We start from the raw sequence: 16878 nt of genomic DNA, 5'->3' as shown, positions 1-16878 counted from the left end.
TGCTGCCCTCCTTACGGGATGTCCTTGGTTTCCAGATCGGGCCGTGTCGGTGCGGGGCCTTCGGCGCCGAAGGGGTTCAGCTCGTCCCGGTAGCCCCTGAGCGGAAAGTCCTTGCGCTGCGGGAAGCCTTCGAACCCCTCCCACATGTAGATCCGGCGCAGGTCCGGATGCCCATCGAAAACGATGCCGTACATGTCCCAGGCCTCACGCTCGTGCCAGTCGGCGGTGCGCCAGATGCCGGTTACGGTTTGGATCCGGGGCGGATCGTCCAGACGGCATTTCAGGCGGATCCGCCATTTCCGGGACAACGAGTAGAGGTGATACACCACCTCGAACCGCGGGGTTTCGGGCAGGTAGTCGACGCCGCAGATATCGGAGAGGAAGTTGAACTCCAGCTCATCCTTCAGGAACCGGCAGAGATCGGTGATGATATCCGGGGACACTTTGAACACGTGGATGCCGTGACTGAGACCGACATATGTGGTCGCGGTCCCAAACCTGTCTTCGATCCGGGAAACGAAGGTTTCCGCCGCACCGGTCATGTGCCGACGGCCCGGCCAATCGGTGTGTCGGTGAGCGCCCCGGAGTTCTTGATTTTTTCCTGCAACAGCAGGAAGCCGTGCATCAGCGCCTCGGGCCGGGGCGGGCAGCCGGGCACGTGCACGTCCACGGGCACGAAGGTTTCGGACCCCTGCACCACGGCGTAGGTGTTGTAGACACCCCCCGAGATCGCACAGGTTCCCATCGCGATGACCCAGCGCGGTTCGGGCATCTGATCGTAGAGCCGGCGCACGACCGGCGCGAATTTCCGCGTCACGGTGCCGGCGATGATCATGACGTCGGACTGGCGCGGCGACGGGCGGAACACCACGCCGAACCGGTCGAGATCATAGCGGGCACAACCGGCCGAGATCATCTCGATGGCGCAGCAGGCAATGCCGAAGGTTTCCGGCCAGAGTGCGGACCGGCGGCCCCAGCTTACGACCTGATCAGCCGTGGTGAACAGCACGCTGTCGTTGATCACGTTTCCCATTCAAGCGCTCCTTTCAGCCACGCATAGGCAAACCCCACCAGAAGCAGAACGATGAACACGAACATCTCGATATACCCGACGATACCGATTTCCTTCAGCACGACGGCCCAGGGGAACAGGAACATCGCCTCGACATCGAACACGACAAAGAGGATCGCAACCAGAAAGAACTGCGCCTTGAACCGCCCTGCCGCCGCCTCGCCCGCCGGGTCCATGCCGCATTCATAGGGCATGTTTTTGGCGGGATAGGGGTTGGAAGGCCGCAGCAGCGACGAGACGAAAAGCGTCGCCAGCGCCACCAGGACCACCCCGGCGACCATGATGAGAACAGGCAGAAACTCCAGTCCGGTCATGTCTAACATCCTCGCACGCTCAAACGTTCATGCGCGGTCGAACCCTACCCCAAAGCGGGGAAACGACCTGTCCCCCGGGAAAGTTCTGCGACATTCCTTGTGGCTGAAAGTGTATACGGCGAAGCGGTTTTTCTCAATTGAAAACCATGTGTAGGCGGTGTGTTGCAAGGGTCTGAGCAGGTGGGGAGGCGTCCTGGCCGCGGCATATTTGGCGTGTGCGGTCCGCAAATATCCAGAATTCGGAGGTCGTTGCGCCGGGAAATACCCTGTTTCCGAGCCGGTCGGGCGGACCAGCTCAGCGGGGGTTCATTGCATGGCCCGGATTTGATCGGGCAAATCGGCCGCTTCGATCACATGGCTGTCGTTCAGTGCCGAACACAGTTCGAAAACATTGATCATTTCGCGGATATTGCCGGGCCAGTCATAGGCGCTGAGCGCGGTGGTGGCGTCCCTGGAGAACCTCAGCGGCTGATCCTCGCCCACGAGGGCAGACACGCGTTTGATCAGCCAGGCCATGTCCTGCCGCTTGCGCAGCGGAGGTATGCTGAGGACAACGCCGTTGAGCCGGTAAAACAGGTCCTGACGGAATTGGCCGCTGTCGACCAGGAGTTTCAGATCGCGGTGCGAGGCTGACACCACCCGGATGTCCACCGGGACCGGGCGGGTGCCGCCGACCGCCATCACTTCGCGCTCGGACAGCACCCGCAGCAACCGGGCCTGCAGGGCGAGCGGCATGTCGCCGATTTCGTCCAGAAACAGCGTGCCGCCGTTTGCCTGTTCGATCAGGCCCTTCTTGCCCTTGGCATTGGCGCCGGTGAAGGCGTGCGGGGCGTATCCGAACAGCTCGCTTTCGATCAGGGTTTCGGGCAGCGCCGCGCAGTTGATGGCCACGAACGGCCCCTTTTTCTTGCGCGACGCATGCAGGGCGCGGGCGACGAATTCCTTGCCGACGCCGGTTTCGCCCTCGATGATGATGCTGATCTGCTTGTCCACGATCCGGGCCGCCTTGGCCGTCAGGGCCGCCATGGCCGGGTCGCCGCCATGGGTCTGGGCCAGAGGGGCGGGCAGATCCGTTCGCGATGCCGATTTCGGGGCCCGCACCGGTGCCTGCACATTGGCAAACACAACGTGGCCGTCGCGGGTTTCCATCGCCTGCTCTCCGGGCGTTCCGGCCCCGAGAAGACAGGGCAGGTCGTTGAAATCAAAGTCGAACACGTCCTCCAATGGCCGCCCGATCAGCGTGGCCGGGTCCACCGGTTCGTCGCCCAGCGCCCGTGCCATCATCACCATCGCGCCGCGTGTCATGCCCGAGATCGTGCCGTCGGACGAGACCGAAAATGCGCTGTTGGGATCGACACCCAGAAACTCGGTCGACGAGCTCATCCGCACGATCCAGTCCGACTTGCGATGTGCTTCGAGATTGGCCAGTTCGATCCGGCGCACGCAGGATTTGACCACTTCGAGCGTCAGCGCCTGACTGTATTTTTCGGTGGGCGACATCAACAGCGAGACATCGAGTACCCCCTTGAGGGCCCCGGTCAGGTCATAGATCGGGGCGGCGGTGCAGCTCAGCGGCGTGTGTGCCATGTCGAAGTGATCGGTCTGGTGAACCGTGATCGCGTTGCCCGACGAGATGCAGGCCCCGACACCGCAGGTACCCGCGGTTTCCTCGCTCCACTCGGATCCGATATAGAGCCCGGCGCGTTTGAGCTCGCGGTCGACTTTTTCGTCGCCGATAAAGTCCACCGTCACCCCCTTGGCGTCGGTAAGCAGCAGCACGTAGCCCATCGAGTTCACGCGGCGATAGAGGTCTTCCATGCCGTAGCGGGCGATCGAGAGCAGTTCCTCCGCCTCTTGCTGGTGCTGGCGCAGCCGGGCCTCGGGCAGGATGATGGCCTCACCCTTGTGTTCGGGGTCCAGCTTGTGGTCGTTGAGGCAGCGGAGCCACGAATTGACCACCTCGGGATCGCGCGAGCTGGCGCCACCTTCGGCCACGGTAATGATTTCGCGGACATGGTTTTCAAATGCGCTGGCATCGGACATCGCAGCCCCCTCCCCAGGCGGCATCTTCGGGCTCGGGTTGTCTTGGGTGCCAACCCGGGCCGTCGCGGACGCGCGTGTTTACCAAATTCGCGGCGAAAATGCGAGTTATGCCTTGGTATGCGTGCGGTGCTGGCGGTGTCTCGCGTGGCCGATCGTCGGGGCGGCCGGCCACGCAGGGCAAAGCGGGTCAGAGCAGGTCCCGGATCAGGTCGTTGACCTTGGCGGCCTGCTCCATCTGGACCATGTGCCCGGCGGCGTTGACAACGGTGACCCTGGCGCTGGCAATCGCACCGGCGTGGGTTTGCGGGATGACGGCATCCTCGGCGCCCCAGATGACCTGACAGGGAAGATCAGCGGCCTCCAGAGCCCCGGCGATGCTTTCGATCTGCTTGCCGTCGCTGAAAAGGCTGGCGTTCAGCTCTTCGAGAAAGCTCTGCACGCCGTCCAGACGCTTGTATTTCAGCAGATCGTCCACCATGGCGCGGTTCACCAGGCTTTGGTCGGCGAAAAGGTGCTGCAGTTTCGGCTTTAGTTCCCGCCGTGTGGCGGCCGCGACGAAACCGTCGAGATAGTCGCGATTGATTTCTTCGCCCAGGCCGGCTGAGCAGATCAGCGTCAGCGATGCCACCCGGCCCCCGTGATCGCTGGCGATCCGGCCCGAGACAAGCCCGCCCATGGAATGGCCGACCAGATGGGCCTTGTCGATCTCGGCATGATCCATGAAGGCCAGCACCGTGTCGGTCATCGCCTGCAGCCCCGGATTGTCGACCGCCTTGATCGACTGGCCATGACCGGGCAGGTCGATGGCATAGACGGGGGCGGCCTCGGCAATGGCGTCGATGTTGAACAGCCAGTTGTCCAGATCGCCGCCAAACCCGTGGATCAGCAGCACCGGCACGCCGTCCCCCTTGCGCTCGGCATAGCGGATGCGTCCGATGGGCAGATCGGCGAACTCATAAGCCGGGCCGGTGTCCTCTTCCTCTTCGACTTCGGGAACTTCGAAGGCGCTGATATAGGCGTCGATCTCGGCGTCGCTGACGCTTTCGGGCGCCATGACGCCGAGCAGGGCGCGGACGGGATAGACCTCGCCCGCCTGCCCGACGCGCCGCCGCAGCAGGCCGCCATCGGCGGCCTCGACGACATTGGCGATCTTGTCGGTTTCGACATCCATGATCTCATCCCCCGGAGAGATCTCGGTGCCTTCCTCGACATGCCATTCCGACAGGGTGCCCTCCTGCATGGAGAGCCCCCATTTCGGCATGATGATCGGTGTGATCAGATCACTCATTCCCGTCACGCCTCCATCGTCTTGCGGGCCGCATCCGCGATCCGGTCGGGCGACGGGATGTAGAGATCTTCGAGCGAGGGTGAGAACGGCACCGGGGCGTGTGGCGCGGTGACCATCCGGATCGGTGCCTTGAGCGCCGAGAACGCATCCTGCGCCACGCCCGCCGACACATCCGAGGCAATCGAGCAGCGCGGGTTGGCCTCGTCGACGCAGACCAGCCGCCCGGTTTCCTCGACGCTTTCGATGACGGTGTCCATGTCGATGGGGGACAGGGTGCGCAGGTCGATCACCTCGGCCTCGATGCCTTCGCCCTTGAGCGTGTCCGCCGCCGCCAGCGAGTTGGGCACCATCAGCCCGTAGGCGACGATGGTCACGTCCGAGCCTTCGCGGGCCACGTTGGCCTCGCCAAAGGGGATGGCATAGGATTCCTCGGGCACATCGCATTCCGAGGCGTAGAGGTTCTTGTGTTCGAGGAAGATCACCGGATCGTTGTCCCGGATCGACTGGATCAGCAGCCCCTTGGTGTCATAGGCGTTTGACGGGCAGACGACCTTGAGCCCGGGAACGTGGGTGAAGATCGGGGTCAGCATCTGGCTGTGTTGCGCGGCGGCGCGAAAGCCTGCGCCGCACATGGCCCGGATCACCACCGGCGTTTCCGCCTTGCCGCCGAACATGTAGCGGAACTTGGCGGCCTGATTGTAGATCTGGTCCAGACAGACCCCCATGAAGTCGATGAACATCAGTTCCGCCACCGGGCGCAGGCCGCAGGTGGCGGCGCCGATTGCGGCGCCCACATAGGCGCTTTCCGACAGCGGGGTGTCGATCATCTGATTGGGGTGCTTGTGATAGAGCCCTTTCGAGACCCCCAGAACACCGCCCCAGGCGTCGTCCTCGCCGGGGGAGCCGGTACCGCCGACGATATCCTCGCCCATCATGATGACGGTCGGGTCGCGGGTCATTTCCTGATCGAGCGCTTCGTTGATTGCGTCTTTCATGCTGAGTGTACGTGCCATCTGTTTTCTCCTTTCGTCCCGAACGTATCAGTAGGCCACGTACACGTCGGTGGTGAGCTGTGTGGGGCCGGGTAGAGGCGCGGCAATCGCCTCATCGACCGCCTCATCGATCAGGGCCAGAACCTCGTCATCGATGGCGTTCAGCTCGGCGTCGCTGATCACGCCGGACTCGGTCACCTTGGCGCGGAACAGCTTGATGCAATCGTTGTTCTTGCGGTTTTCCTCGTTTTCGCCGGGCGCGCGATAGGTCTGTGCGTCGCCTTCGAAATGGCCGAAGAAGCGGATCATCTTGCATTCCATCAGCGTCGGTCCGCCGCCCTCGCGGGCGCGCCGGATAATCTCGCCAGCGGCCTCGTAGACCGCGAAGAAATCGAGCCCGTCCACGGTGATGCCCGGCATGCCGAACCCCGTGGCCCGGTCGACATAGGAATCCGACGCCACCGCATAATCGACCGAGGTCGATTCCGCGTATCCGTTGTTTTCCACGACAAAAATCGCCGGCAGGTTCCAGATCGCGGCCAGGTTCATGGATTCCAGAACCGTGCCCTGGTTCGACGCGCCGTCGCCGAAGAAGGTGATCCCGACGCCATCATGGCCCAGCTTTTGCGCGGCCAGTGCCGCCCCGCATACCAGGGGAGCGCCAGCGCCCAGAATGCCGTTGGCGCCCATCATGCCCTTGGACAGATCGGCAATATGCATCGACCCGCCCTTGCCCGCGCACGAGCCGCTGGTCTTGCCGTAGATCTCGGCCATCATCTCTTTCACGCTGACGCCCTTGGCGATGCAGTGGCCATGGCCGCGATGGGTCGAGGCGATACGGTCGTGATCCTGCAGGTGCATCATGATGCCGACGCCCGCGGCCTCTTCCCCGGCATAGAGATGCACGAACCCGGGAATGTCGCCGCGACCGAAATCGACATGCAGGCGCTCTTCGAATTCGCGGATGGTCTTCATTCGCCGATAGGCTTCGAGGAGCCCGTCTTTTTCCAGTGGGAATGGATTGTTGCTCATGTTGTCCTCCCGTGTGGTTGAGCAATTTGGGGACAGACTTGTGCCCCGTTGGTCAACAGCCCGTGCCGCGCGGCATAGGCCATGCATTCGGGTATGTTGATGGTGCGGAACGCGTCGACCTGAAGCCGGATGCTGACCTCGTCGATTTCGCTGAAGGTCATCTCGCGCTCGCCATCCAGCGCGATCGATCCGGCGGACACGCTGGGCATGTATATCTGGTCGGGCAGGATGGTCTCGACCCCGCCGATGCCCACCGCCTCGATCAATCCGGGCGCGATGGGCGCGTTGATGGTGTGGCGCGCGCCGTCGAGAGGCCGCAATTGGATGCGCCGCCCCTCGGGGTCATCGCGTCTGAGCGGTGCCAGCAACCCCACGATCGAGGACATGCCGATCCCGTCCGGTGCGCCGAACGTGGTGAAGAGGTCGCGGAAGTTCTCGGTCTTCCAGATCGCGCGGGCGCCGACAAAGCGTTCGGCGACCACGGCCACATCGACCAGCGCAATCTCGCGCTGGTCGTTCACCTTTACCTCAAGCCGCTTGTTGTAGGTAAAGGCATGGGCGCAGGGGATTTGCCGCGTGACGGCCAGCCCGACGGCCAGTCCGGTGATCGTGGGTTCCCGCATTTCCGGGAAGGCGTTGTTGGTGCCGGTTGAAACCCCGGACACCGGGATGTTGCCGCATTCCGAGACCACCACCCGGTTGGTGCCGTCGCCGCCCAGCACCACAATCGCGCCGACCTCGGCTTCGCGCATCATGCGTGCCGCCCGCGCGCTGTCGTCGGAGGTGCAGGTCACCGGCATGTCCAGGTAGGAGACCTGCGGAAACCGGGCCTCGCCCACCTTGGCCTCGCGCTTGATCGTGCGCATGAGCTGCGTGCGGATGCCGCCGTTTTCGGGCATGATCAGGACATCCCGGACCCCTGCAGTGAAGAGCCCCGTCAGCAGACGCAGAACGATATTGGCGCGGTCGTTGATCGGCAGATTGCCGGCATGCGAGACGATCCGGCGGATGTCCCGGGCGGAGACAGGGTTGGCGATAATGCCCACTTTTGACACGGCAAGCTCTCCCACTTACCGTACACAAGCAACAACTGTGCCAAAGTGTGGTCGGTCGTTGATGTGTGTCATTTGGTGCGGGCAGTATCTATTTGTTTTAATGGGATAAAAGTGCGTTGCGTCAGGTTCAGCAGCAGGTCACACAGCAGAAACTGGCGCTGTCGCAGGCAATGCGCACGTCTCTGAACCTGCTGCAGATGGACCCGGGCGAGATATCAGCGAAAATCGCGGCAGAAGCCCGGCGCAACCCGTTTCTGCGCATCGGGTCCGGTCATGGGTCTTCAGGCCGTGCGGCAAATACCTACGACCAGCTTGCGCAATCTGAAAGCGCGGCGCAGATGCTGTTGCGGCAGATCGGCTTGATCCGTTTGGGTAAGGATGAAGCGCGTGTGGCGCGCGATCTGGTGCATTGTCTGGATCGGCGCGGGTTTCTGACCGACAGCCCGGACGAGCTTTGCCGGTATCTGTCGGTGGATGAGGCGACGCTGCACAAGACCATTGCCAGGCTGCAATCATCCGTGGAACCGATAGGGGTTTTCGCGCGCTCTTTGTCTGAGTGTTTTGAGTTGCAGTTGATCGAGCGAAATCGGTTCGATCCGGTAATTGCGAAGTTACTCGACCACCTCGATCTGGTGGCCGCACGCGATGTCGATGCGATCTGCGCGCTCTGCGAGGTGGACCGGGAAGATGCGGTTGAAATGCTGTACGACATTCGGGCGCTGAACCCGGCCCCGCTTTGCATCCTGGAAACGGAGGTTGATCCGGTGCGGGGGCCGGATCTGATAATCCGACTGGATGCAGGGCGAGAGATCACCGTCAGTCTCAATCCCGAGGCGCTGCCGGACATACAGGTGGACGACCCGTTCTTTTCGCTTCTGCGAGGCACAGAACCCGATGGCGCAGCGCTGAGATATTACAAGGACTGTCATGGTTCCGCGACCGCGCTGATCACCGCCTTGGAAAAGCGGGCCAACACACTGCTGCGGATTGGCGGGCATATCGCCGGGGTTCAGAAACGCTTTCTGATCACCGGTCGCCCGTCAGATCGTGCGCCGTTGACGATGGAGGGTACAGCGCAAGCGCTTGGGCTGCACAAGAGTACGATCAGCCGGGCGATGGCGGGATGTCTGGTGCAATCCCCCCACGGCATTTTACCAGCCGAGACGTTCTTTGTCCGGCCCTTCAACGCGGAAAGCTCCAGCAAAACCAGAGAGCAGATATTGAAGCGGCTGGACTTGTTGATCCGGACGGAAGACAAGGCCAGCCCTCTGTCCGATCAATCCCTGGCCCGGCTTATGGGCCGTGGAAATATGGTGATATCCCGACGCACTGTGGCCAAGTACCGTGCAGCACTTGGCCACCCAAGCGCGTCCGGACGGCGTATGCGTTCCGGCGGGCCGACGGGCAAACCGCCCAACTTCGACCGTATCTGTTGATGTGGCGGCATGGGAAAACGCCTGCCGTTACACCACGACATTCACCGTGGTCTCGGGCCCGTTCTTGCCTGCGGAGAACTCCATGGAGACCGATGCGGCCTGTTTTGCAGACATGCGGCGGTAGAGGCCGTCGCGGTTATTCTCCGGGTGATCCTTGAGATAGAACTGGGTGGTCAGAAGCTCTCGCCTCCCGTCGAATATCTTAACATGTATATGCGGCGTGCGGCCCGGGTAGCGCGCCGGTTTGATGGTTCGGAAGCTGTAGTTTCCGTCATCATCGGTAATGTCGTGGCCGAAGCCCTGAAAGCCCTGATCATAGGCGACGGAGCGATTGTCGCCCGGGTGGAGATACTTGCCGTTCATGTCGCATTGCCAGATTTCAATGCGATGCCCGGCAAGGGGGGCGCCGGCCTTGTTCGTGACCTTGCCCTTCAGGATGATCACTTCACCTCCGGCTTCCCGGACGAGACCGGCGATTTTGACCAGATCATTGTCCACATCCTTCATGCGCATGGATGGCCTTGGGTAAAACGGCCCTTCGGCGGCGCTGGGGGTCAGACCTGCGGCATCTGCCCTGCGTGGGAGGAACAGCCCTCCGACGAGTGCCGTAAATCCAAGAATTGTATGTCGACGCGTCCGGTTGCTGGGTTTCATCACACCCCCCTTTCGTCAGAGGTAGTCAGTTGCCTGACGATGGCAATGCACTCCCCGGATCTTGCGTTCATATCGGCGTTGCGATGCGGCCCGTCAGAGTTGCCCTTTGCGGCAAGCGCAAGTTGTTGGGCGAGGGCCCCAGAGCGGGCGGGATGGTCGTAGGCGTTGTGATGCCAAAGGTGGTGCGCAGTCGTTGTATGCGGCAGGTCGGGCATCTATCGTGCGGTTTGAAGGAGGACCGCCATGTTCACCCGGCGCTGCTTTGTCTCTGCCCTGATGGCCATCTGCCTGCCCCTGTCGGCGGCGGCGCAGGAGGTTGCCACCGCGCCCGCCGCGCTTGGGGATGGCTGGGCGGTTGCGGAGCCTGCCGAGGCCGGGCTTGATCCGGACGCTCTTGCCGCCCTGGTCGAGAAAGTCGATGGCGGCGGGATGCCGAATGTCCATGCTGTCCTGATCGAACACAAGGGCCGGTTGGTTTTCGAACGCTACTGGCCGGGCGAGGATGAAAACTGGGGCCAGCCTCTCGGCCGCATCGAGCACGGCCCCACGACCCAGCACGATCTGCGCTCAGTCACCAAAAGCGTGACCTCGGTGCTTCTGGGCATTGCGCTGGGCGAAACGGCCGACGCGGCGCTCGCCCGCCCGATTGCCAGTTTCTTCCCGGATCGGGAAGGTTTCGGCGCCGGGCTGGACGCTGTGACGTTGCACGATGTGCTGACCATGACGGCCGGGCTTGAATGGAACGAGATGGCGGTTCCCTATACGGACAGCCGAAATGATGAGATCCGGCTCTACATGACCGACGATCCCATCGGTCTGGTGTTGGCCCGCGCGGTGTGCGATGCGCCCGGCAGCCAGTGGTATTACAATGCCGGGCTGACCCAGCTTACCGCCGGTGTCATCGAGAACCTTACCGGGGAACCGCTGGACACATTTGCCGAGGAGGTTCTTTTCAGCCCGCTTGGCATTACCGACTATACCTGGCACCGGTCGATGAACTGGTCGCCCGACAGCTCTCCCAGCGCGGCGTCTGGCCTGCGTTTGCGGGCGCGGGACCTTGCCAAGATCGGCTCGCTCATTCTGAATGATGGCAAATGGCAGGGGCGCCAGGTGGTGCCTGCGGACTGGGTTGCGGCCTCGACCACCCGCCATGTCCAGGACAATCCGTGGGGGCCGCCGGGCGTCTATGGGTATGGCTATTTCTGGTATCCCGGTATGCTGAGGGGCGGGCAGAGGGTGATCCGCGCGGTCGGGAACGGCGATCAGCGGATTTTCGTGCTGCCTGATGCCGAATTGGCGATCACGGTTTTCGCCGGTAATTACAACGATTTCAGTCACTTGGTCGGCGAGCGGATCATGGGACAGATCATCGACGCGCTGCAGTGATCCAAACCGCGCCTGTCGTGTGGCCCGCATGTCGTTTGAGACATTCTGTTTCGAGAACGTGGTTTTCGCGCTGCGGGCAGCCGTTATCCGGCGCCGGAACGAGGGCCGGGCGGTTGCGCTACGGGTGATCCGTGAGCGGCGCCAGCCCTTCGATGAAAGCGCTGAAGCCGTTTGCCACGAAACCCAGCGTGGGTGTGTCGAAATCCACCCACAGGCTTTCGTCGGACCAGTGCCATACCCGTCCTGTAACGGGCGCGAGTTCGAGAACCAGCAGGGAATGGCCGTCATAGGTTCCGGCAAGCGGCATGGCGCGGGCGAGACGGGGAGACAAACCGGGCAGGGCCTCGGTCAGCTCATGTTCGGTGTATTTCATCTGTCCGGGCTGGATCAGGCTGCCCAGATCATCCTCTTGCGTGACCTGGCGATGCCCGAGGTCGTGCAAATGGGTAAAGCGGGACGCGGCATCGAGCGGCCATGAGGGAAAGCCATAGGTCGCGACGAAGTTCAGGTAGTCGTCGGGCAGCGCATCACCGGCCCTGGTCCGAAGCTGTGATATCTCTTCGCGCGTTGCCGGGGTGATGCCGTCCGCAGTCCAGGCGGCGCGCGTTTTCTTGTCGATCTGCATTTTTACGCCTCTCAGCCCCCTCTGGCTATCGCTACAGGTTTCGGTCGCTGGGCGGGAGGGGGTCTGGCAGGCAACAATGGCTTCAGATCGGCCCGTGGATGAAGACAAGCGCCGGTGTCTGCGCTGTGATCACGGGGTGCGGCAGGCCGGATTTGGCAAACTGGTAGGCGCCGGCACCGAACTCGCGGGATCCGACCTTGAGCGTTCCTTCTAGAACCACGCAATGCTCGTCGCCGGGGTGGTCGTGTTCCGGCAGGCGCGCGCCTTCTGCCAGTTCCAGAAAATAGCTGATCCGGCCGGATGCCGCATCGGTATGCACGATCTTGCGCCGCAGACCTTCGCCGATTTCCTCCCATATACCTTCCCCGCGATCGACGGTCCGAATTCCGGGCGCGGTTTCGATCTGCTGTGCAATTGATTGCCAAAGCGAAGCCGGTGGCGGCTGCGTCTCACCGGTTTCGAGCGGCAGGAGGCGGTCCGCCCAAGCCAGCACTTCCTTCTGGAACGCGTCATCCGGCTGCTCGGGCGCGTCTGTCAGCCCGAGGAAATAGGAGGCGGCATCGGGCGGCAGGTCGTCGTCAGATGGGTCGTTGGTATCGTTCATCGTGACAGACACTCCCTTAGTGATGCAAGACCACGCCGCAGCTGGCTTTTCAATGTTCCGAGCGGCATGTCGAGCCTGGCGCTGAGCTCGCTATGGGTCATGCCGTAGAGATAGGCCAGACGGATCGCGGTTCGAACATGCGCCGACAGCTCGGCGAGGCATTGTTCGAGGGCCAGGCGTTCCTCGGGCGTTGTGTCTGCGGACCGGTAATCGCCCTCGGGCAAGAGGGTCAGTTCCCGGTGCAGCCACGGGCTTGCCCGCAGGCGGTCGATGGCGCGCCGCCGGACGATGGTGCAGATCCAGCCGAGCGCCGAGCCCGCCTCGGGCCGAAAGCGATCCGCGCTGTGCCAGATCGAGACGAAGGCGTCGTGCACGGCCTCTTCGGCCAGATCGTTGCGGGGCAGTATCCGCCGCGCGATGACAAGCTGACGGGAAACGGTGCGGTCATAGAGCGCCCGGAACGCCTCGGGATCACGTGCGGCCGTTCGGCTCAGCAGCTCCTCAATTGTCGTGTGCATCAGACGGCCATTCTCTCATCGGCGGCGACCGGAATACTAGGCCGTATCTCTGAAAATGGCCAGATTGCGGGCCACACCCCGGCCAGAGACCGGGGTGCAGCAGTACCACGAAAGCGGCTTATTTCCGGCACCGGAAGATGAAGCGCCGGGCGGTGCGGAAGGGGTTGTTGGCGTCGCCGATCAGGGTCGCGCGCTCATTGGTCATGCCAAGCGCACGGGGCCTGCATCCGGGACCGCAGCGGCGCGCGGCCTCCATGAAGGCATTGCGCATCGCATCGGCGAGGGCCGCCTGTTCGGTCACGCCGCTTCCGCCGACGATGATCCGGAATTCCCCTTTTGCGGCGCACGGGTCAACCGGCGCGGCAGGTGCCGGAGGCGCAGGTGGCGCACCGGGTGTGACCGCGCCGCCGGGTTGCGAGCCGCCGGGTTGGGAACCGCCGGGAAGCTTGGTACCGCCCTGTCCGCGCCGGTCGATCAGAACCAGGATATTCACGATGGTGATGACCAGCGCCTCGGCATCGCGGCGGCGCAGCAGGATGACCACGATCACCAGAATGATGATCACCTTGATCATGGTCGGCGGGTGCAGCCCGACCTCGGCCAGGGGCACGCCGAACGAGGTCAGGCATTCCACCAGTTCGGCCCGTTCAGGCGATGATTTCACCTTCGTGGCGGATGGCGTCAGTTCCAGAACCCGAAAGAGCCGGTCTTCGTTCTGTCCCAGGAAGCCCATCATGACAGCCAGATCGTCCATGTCGGGCAGGGACACGGCGCCGCTGGCCGCGTCGTCGGAGAAGACCTGTACGAGCGTTCCAAGCGTGTCGACCGCGGGCGCGATGCGGTCTTCGATGTCCGCCAGCGCCCCGTCATCGGGTTTGGCGGGCCGCGCCAGCCGGTCGTTGAACGCGCCCACCGCGGCCGAGAGCCTTTCGGCGGCGACAGTAACCCCGACATCGCTGTCATCGTCGAAGGACAACAGTTTGAGCGCCTGAGAGAATTTGGTCGCGTGCTTGCACAGCGCCGTGATCGACGGTGGCACGACGGCGTCGGTTTCAATGGTCATCTTCAATTCCTTTCTCAAAAAATGAAGCGTTTCTGGACGCTCCACTTACTGGATCGGAAGAAACTGACCGGCGGATGCGGGAATAACGGAAACGTTACCCGAGAGCTGCCAAACCGGTCTGGGCGGGGCTCAAGGATTGTGGCCGGAGGGGTTGAGGCTGCTTTCGGAGCGGCGGTTGTGCAGTTCGGCGGCCCCGGGCACTGCAACGGAGAACAGGATATAGGCGATATAGGGGATTGAGGGCACCAGCAGCCATGGCAGAATTGACGTCAATGCGCCGATATCGGTGGACCAAAGCGCCCCCGTCATGACCACGGAAGGTAGCAGCAGCAGGAGGGCGCCCCACCAGGTGAGACAACGTGCGCCCTCGATCGCCTTGCCGATCACGATGCCTGCGGCCAGTGCTGTAAGCGAGACGAGCCAGATGGTGATGAAATCGGTGTAGAACACCTCGCCATACGCGCCGAGTGTGAAGCTTATGCGCCAGGTTGCCAGGGTGAGGCCGATACATGCGATGAAGAACGTACCGGCCTCGTCGCCCTTGACGCGGTCAGTCATAGCTGAGCGACAGGGCTTCCGTTGTCGGCAGCGATTGGCAGGTCAGGATCGCCCCTTTTGCGATGTCCGCGTCCTCGAGCGCGATGCGGGCGCGCATGTGGACATCGCCTTTGGTCAGCTTGGCGCGGCAGGCGCCGCAGACCCCGGACTGGCAGGAGAAAGGTGGTTTCAGGCCAGCGGATTTGGCTGCGTCGAGAACCGTTTGCCCCTTGGCCACGTCGATTGAATGCCGGGCGCCGCCGAGCGTGATTTCTGCCGTTGCACCCATGCCTTCAACGCTGGTGTCAAGCTCTGCCGCGCCGCCGTAGCTTTCCATGTGAATGCGGCTGGCCGGTACGTCGAGTGACATCAGCGCGGCCTTGACCGCCTTGTTCATCCCGCCCGGCCCGCAGATGTAATACTGCGCGTCCTGCGCATAGGGCGGGTTCTCGGCGATCAGTGCCTCGATCACGGGTTTGTCGATGATGCCTTTGCGCCAGTAATCGGCTGAGGACCAGAAGCCGGGTTTGGAAAAGACGTGATGGACCGTCATCCGTTCGGGGTTGGTTGCCCAGACGGCGTTCAGCTCATCCTGCAGCAGAATGGATTTTTCGTTGCTGTTGCCATAGGCCAGATGCGCGACGGAGTTGGGTTCCGCCGCCATGACCGAGCTGAGCATTGCATAAAGCGGTGTGATGCCCGAGCCCGCGCCAAAGAAGTAATGTGTGCGGCGCGCCGTTGCGCCGGGATCGAGGCAGAACCCGCCAAAGGGCGGCATCACGTCGATTACGTCGCCCTTTCGCACATTGTCGTTGATGTGGTTGCTGACCACGCCGTCCCGGACCCGCTTCACGGTGATCCGCAGCGGGTCGCCGGTGAAGGGCGAGGAAGAGATCGAATAGCTGCGGCGCTGTTCCTCTCCGTTCACCATGAAGCGGAACGACAGGTGCTGGCCGGGCCGCCAGGCGAAGGTTTCACGCAGGGCGTCGGGCACGTCGAACATGACGGTCCTGGCCATGCCGCCGATTTCCTCGCTTGTGTCCAGAACGGTCAGCGGATGGAAATTGCGCGGGTTCATCTGGCGCCTCCCAACCATTCCAGAACGACCTTCTGGTGATCGATCACGGGGCTTTCGCCAACGGCGGCGGGGCCGACCTCAAAATAGGGAGACTTCAGTGATTTCTGCTGTTGTTCGCAGGCAAAGATGTCCTCGCCGGTGAAGTCGCCCGCGACCATCGGGTCGTCCTCGCTCATGGCGTCATGGTCTTCGTACTTTCCGCTGAGGCCGAATTTGGTCCAGAAGTTCGAGGACCGCATTTCCTGCTTGGCAAACTCCCAACCCGAGCTGTTCGATACCCGCCCCCGGTTGCTGACGCGGGTCAGTTCGGGGCCGAGCGGCTCGACGATGAAGATGTTCCAGCCGTCCTCGGACCCGGCCAGCCCGATCCCCGGGAACAGCATCGGTACCCAGGCGCCGTTCATGTCCTCGGGGATCACCCGTGGCGCAATCAGCTTGCTTTCCTGATCCTTCAGGAATGCCTCGACCGGCGGCTCCCAGAACATGTAGTGAGGGCCTTCCCAGTGGTATTTCGCTGCCTTGTGGTCATACATCTGCAGCGTGTTCGAATGCAGGTGGCTCAGGTGGTAGACGTCGACGTAATTCTCGACCACCACCTTCCAGTTGGCCTTGATCTCGTAGCTGTTGTTCAGCTCTTCATACTCGACCAACTCTTCGGGAATATGAGGGCCGATATGCGGCTCTGCCGGCCCGAACCATTCGGCGACGGAGGGCGCGTCGGGGTCGGGATGCACAAAGATCATCGACTTCCAGATGTCGACCTTGGCGGGTTTGAGGCCCAGGCAGGATTTGTCGACCTGACCGAATTCTTCCTGTTCTTCAGGCACCGACACCAAGTTGCCTTCCAGATCATAGGTCCAGTCGTGATAGGGGCAGGTCAGCGCCTTTTGCGTCTTGCCGACCGCGCGGATCAGCTGTGTGCCCCGGTGGCGGCAGATGTTGTGAAACGCACGCAGGCGGCGGTCGCGGCCCATCACGATGAAGATGTTGTTCAGACCGGCCTGAACGGTGATGTACTGACCGGGTTCGCTGACATCCTCCATGAACCCGGCATAGCGCCAGGTTTTCGAAAAGATGTCGCGCATTTCGCGATCGAACCACTCCTGCGAGGTATAGGCCTCGACAGGCAGCAGGTGCAGCATTCGGGTCATTCGGGTCATTCGGGTACTCCTAAGATTGGT

18 protein-coding genes are annotated in these 16878 nt (G+C 62.6%); 2 read left to right on the top strand and 16 right to left on the bottom strand.

The window, feature by feature from the left end:
• Nucleotides 1-11: 11 nt before the first annotated feature.
• From AB3N21_RS12430 to AB3N21_RS12395, 8 genes are all read right to left on the bottom strand, one after another.
• Nucleotides 12-542: an NADH-quinone oxidoreductase subunit C gene (locus AB3N21_RS12430; RefSeq protein ID WP_367935520.1), complete on the bottom strand. Its 531-nt coding sequence runs from the start codon at nt 540-542 to the stop codon at nt 12-14.
• The gene (gene nuoB, locus AB3N21_RS12425; protein ID WP_367935519.1) at nt 539-1033 is read right to left on the bottom strand and encodes an NADH-quinone oxidoreductase subunit NuoB; all 495 of its coding nucleotides are present in this window, start codon (nt 1031-1033) and stop codon (nt 539-541) included. The genes AB3N21_RS12430 and nuoB overlap by 4 nt, the downstream gene beginning before the upstream one ends.
• Complete coding sequence (locus tag AB3N21_RS12420; protein ID WP_367935518.1) at nt 1021-1386, bottom strand: NADH-quinone oxidoreductase subunit A; 366 nt, start codon at nt 1384-1386, stop codon at nt 1021-1023. Before AB3N21_RS12420 ends, nuoB begins: the two co-directional genes overlap by 13 nt.
• Nucleotides 1387-1692: 306 nt before the next feature.
• Complete coding sequence (locus tag AB3N21_RS12415; protein ID WP_367935517.1) at nt 1693-3429, bottom strand: sigma-54-dependent Fis family transcriptional regulator; 1737 nt, start codon at nt 3427-3429, stop codon at nt 1693-1695.
• Between the two features lie 187 nt (nt 3430-3616).
• Nucleotides 3617-4717: an acetoin dehydrogenase dihydrolipoyllysine-residue acetyltransferase subunit gene (locus AB3N21_RS12410; RefSeq protein WP_367935516.1), complete on the bottom strand. Its 1101-nt coding sequence runs from the start codon at nt 4715-4717 to the stop codon at nt 3617-3619.
• Nucleotides 4718-4722: 5 nt separating this feature from the next.
• On the bottom strand, nt 4723-5730 hold the full coding sequence (locus AB3N21_RS12405) for an alpha-ketoacid dehydrogenase subunit beta (RefSeq protein ID WP_367935515.1): 1008 nt from the start codon (nt 5728-5730) through the stop codon (nt 4723-4725).
• Nucleotides 5731-5757: 27 nt separating this feature from the next.
• Entirely contained in the window at nt 5758-6741 is a 984-nt protein-coding gene (locus tag AB3N21_RS12400) for a thiamine pyrophosphate-dependent dehydrogenase E1 component subunit alpha (RefSeq protein WP_367935514.1), read from the bottom strand.
• The gene (locus AB3N21_RS12395) at nt 6738-7796 is read right to left on the bottom strand and encodes an ATP-NAD kinase family protein (RefSeq protein WP_367935513.1); all 1059 of its coding nucleotides are present in this window, start codon (nt 7794-7796) and stop codon (nt 6738-6740) included. Before AB3N21_RS12395 ends, AB3N21_RS12400 begins: the two co-directional genes overlap by 4 nt.
• A 116-nt stretch (nt 7797-7912) precedes the next feature.
• Between AB3N21_RS12395 and rpoN the strand changes: the two genes are divergently transcribed.
• Entirely contained in the window at nt 7913-9232 is a 1320-nt protein-coding gene (gene rpoN, locus AB3N21_RS12390; protein ID WP_367935512.1) for an RNA polymerase factor sigma-54, read from the top strand.
• Between the two features lie 27 nt (nt 9233-9259).
• Here rpoN and AB3N21_RS12385 read toward each other — a convergent pair whose 3' ends face one another.
• Complete coding sequence (locus AB3N21_RS12385) at nt 9260-9730, bottom strand: hypothetical protein (RefSeq protein WP_367935511.1); 471 nt, start codon at nt 9728-9730, stop codon at nt 9260-9262.
• Between the two features lie 399 nt (nt 9731-10129).
• Between AB3N21_RS12385 and AB3N21_RS12380 the strand changes: the two genes are divergently transcribed.
• Entirely contained in the window at nt 10130-11272 is a 1143-nt protein-coding gene (locus AB3N21_RS12380) for a serine hydrolase domain-containing protein (RefSeq protein ID WP_367935510.1), read from the top strand.
• A gap of 118 nt (nt 11273-11390) precedes the next feature.
• Here the strand turns inward: AB3N21_RS12380 and AB3N21_RS12375 are convergent, their stop codons facing one another.
• The 7 genes from AB3N21_RS12375 to AB3N21_RS12345 all read right to left on the bottom strand — a co-directional run bounded on the left by AB3N21_RS12375 (nt 11391) and on the right by AB3N21_RS12345 (nt 16857).
• On the bottom strand, nt 11391-11897 hold the full coding sequence (locus AB3N21_RS12375; protein WP_367935509.1) for an SMI1/KNR4 family protein: 507 nt from the start codon (nt 11895-11897) through the stop codon (nt 11391-11393).
• An 82-nt stretch (nt 11898-11979) separates the two neighbouring features.
• Nucleotides 11980-12501, bottom strand: coding sequence for a cupin domain-containing protein (locus AB3N21_RS12370; protein WP_367935508.1), 522 nt, complete (start codon nt 12499-12501; stop codon nt 11980-11982).
• Nucleotides 12498-13019, bottom strand: a complete 522-nt coding sequence (locus tag AB3N21_RS12365; RefSeq protein WP_367935507.1) for a sigma-70 family RNA polymerase sigma factor — start codon at nt 13017-13019, stop codon at nt 12498-12500. Before AB3N21_RS12365 ends, AB3N21_RS12370 begins: the two co-directional genes overlap by 4 nt.
• 118 nt (nt 13020-13137) lie before the next feature.
• Complete coding sequence (locus AB3N21_RS12360; RefSeq protein ID WP_367935506.1) at nt 13138-14082, bottom strand: hypothetical protein; 945 nt, start codon at nt 14080-14082, stop codon at nt 13138-13140.
• Nucleotides 14083-14211: 129 nt separating this feature from the next.
• Entirely contained in the window at nt 14212-14640 is a 429-nt protein-coding gene (locus AB3N21_RS12355; RefSeq protein ID WP_367935505.1) for a hypothetical protein, read from the bottom strand.
• Nucleotides 14633-15697 (bottom strand): 2Fe-2S iron-sulfur cluster-binding protein, encoded by a 1065-nt coding sequence (locus AB3N21_RS12350; RefSeq protein ID WP_367935504.1) that lies wholly within the window; start codon nt 15695-15697, stop codon nt 14633-14635. Before AB3N21_RS12350 ends, AB3N21_RS12355 begins: the two co-directional genes overlap by 8 nt.
• Complete coding sequence (locus tag AB3N21_RS12345) at nt 15694-16857, bottom strand: aromatic ring-hydroxylating dioxygenase subunit alpha (RefSeq protein WP_367935503.1); 1164 nt, start codon at nt 16855-16857, stop codon at nt 15694-15696. Before AB3N21_RS12345 ends, AB3N21_RS12350 begins: the two co-directional genes overlap by 4 nt.
• Nucleotides 16858-16878 lie beyond the last annotated feature (21 nt).

The sequence above is a fragment of the Ruegeria sp. genome, assembly GCF_040830605.1.
Lineage (GTDB): Bacteria > Pseudomonadota > Alphaproteobacteria > Rhodobacterales > Rhodobacteraceae > Ruegeria.
This window is presented reverse-complemented; position numbering and strand designations above follow the sequence as displayed.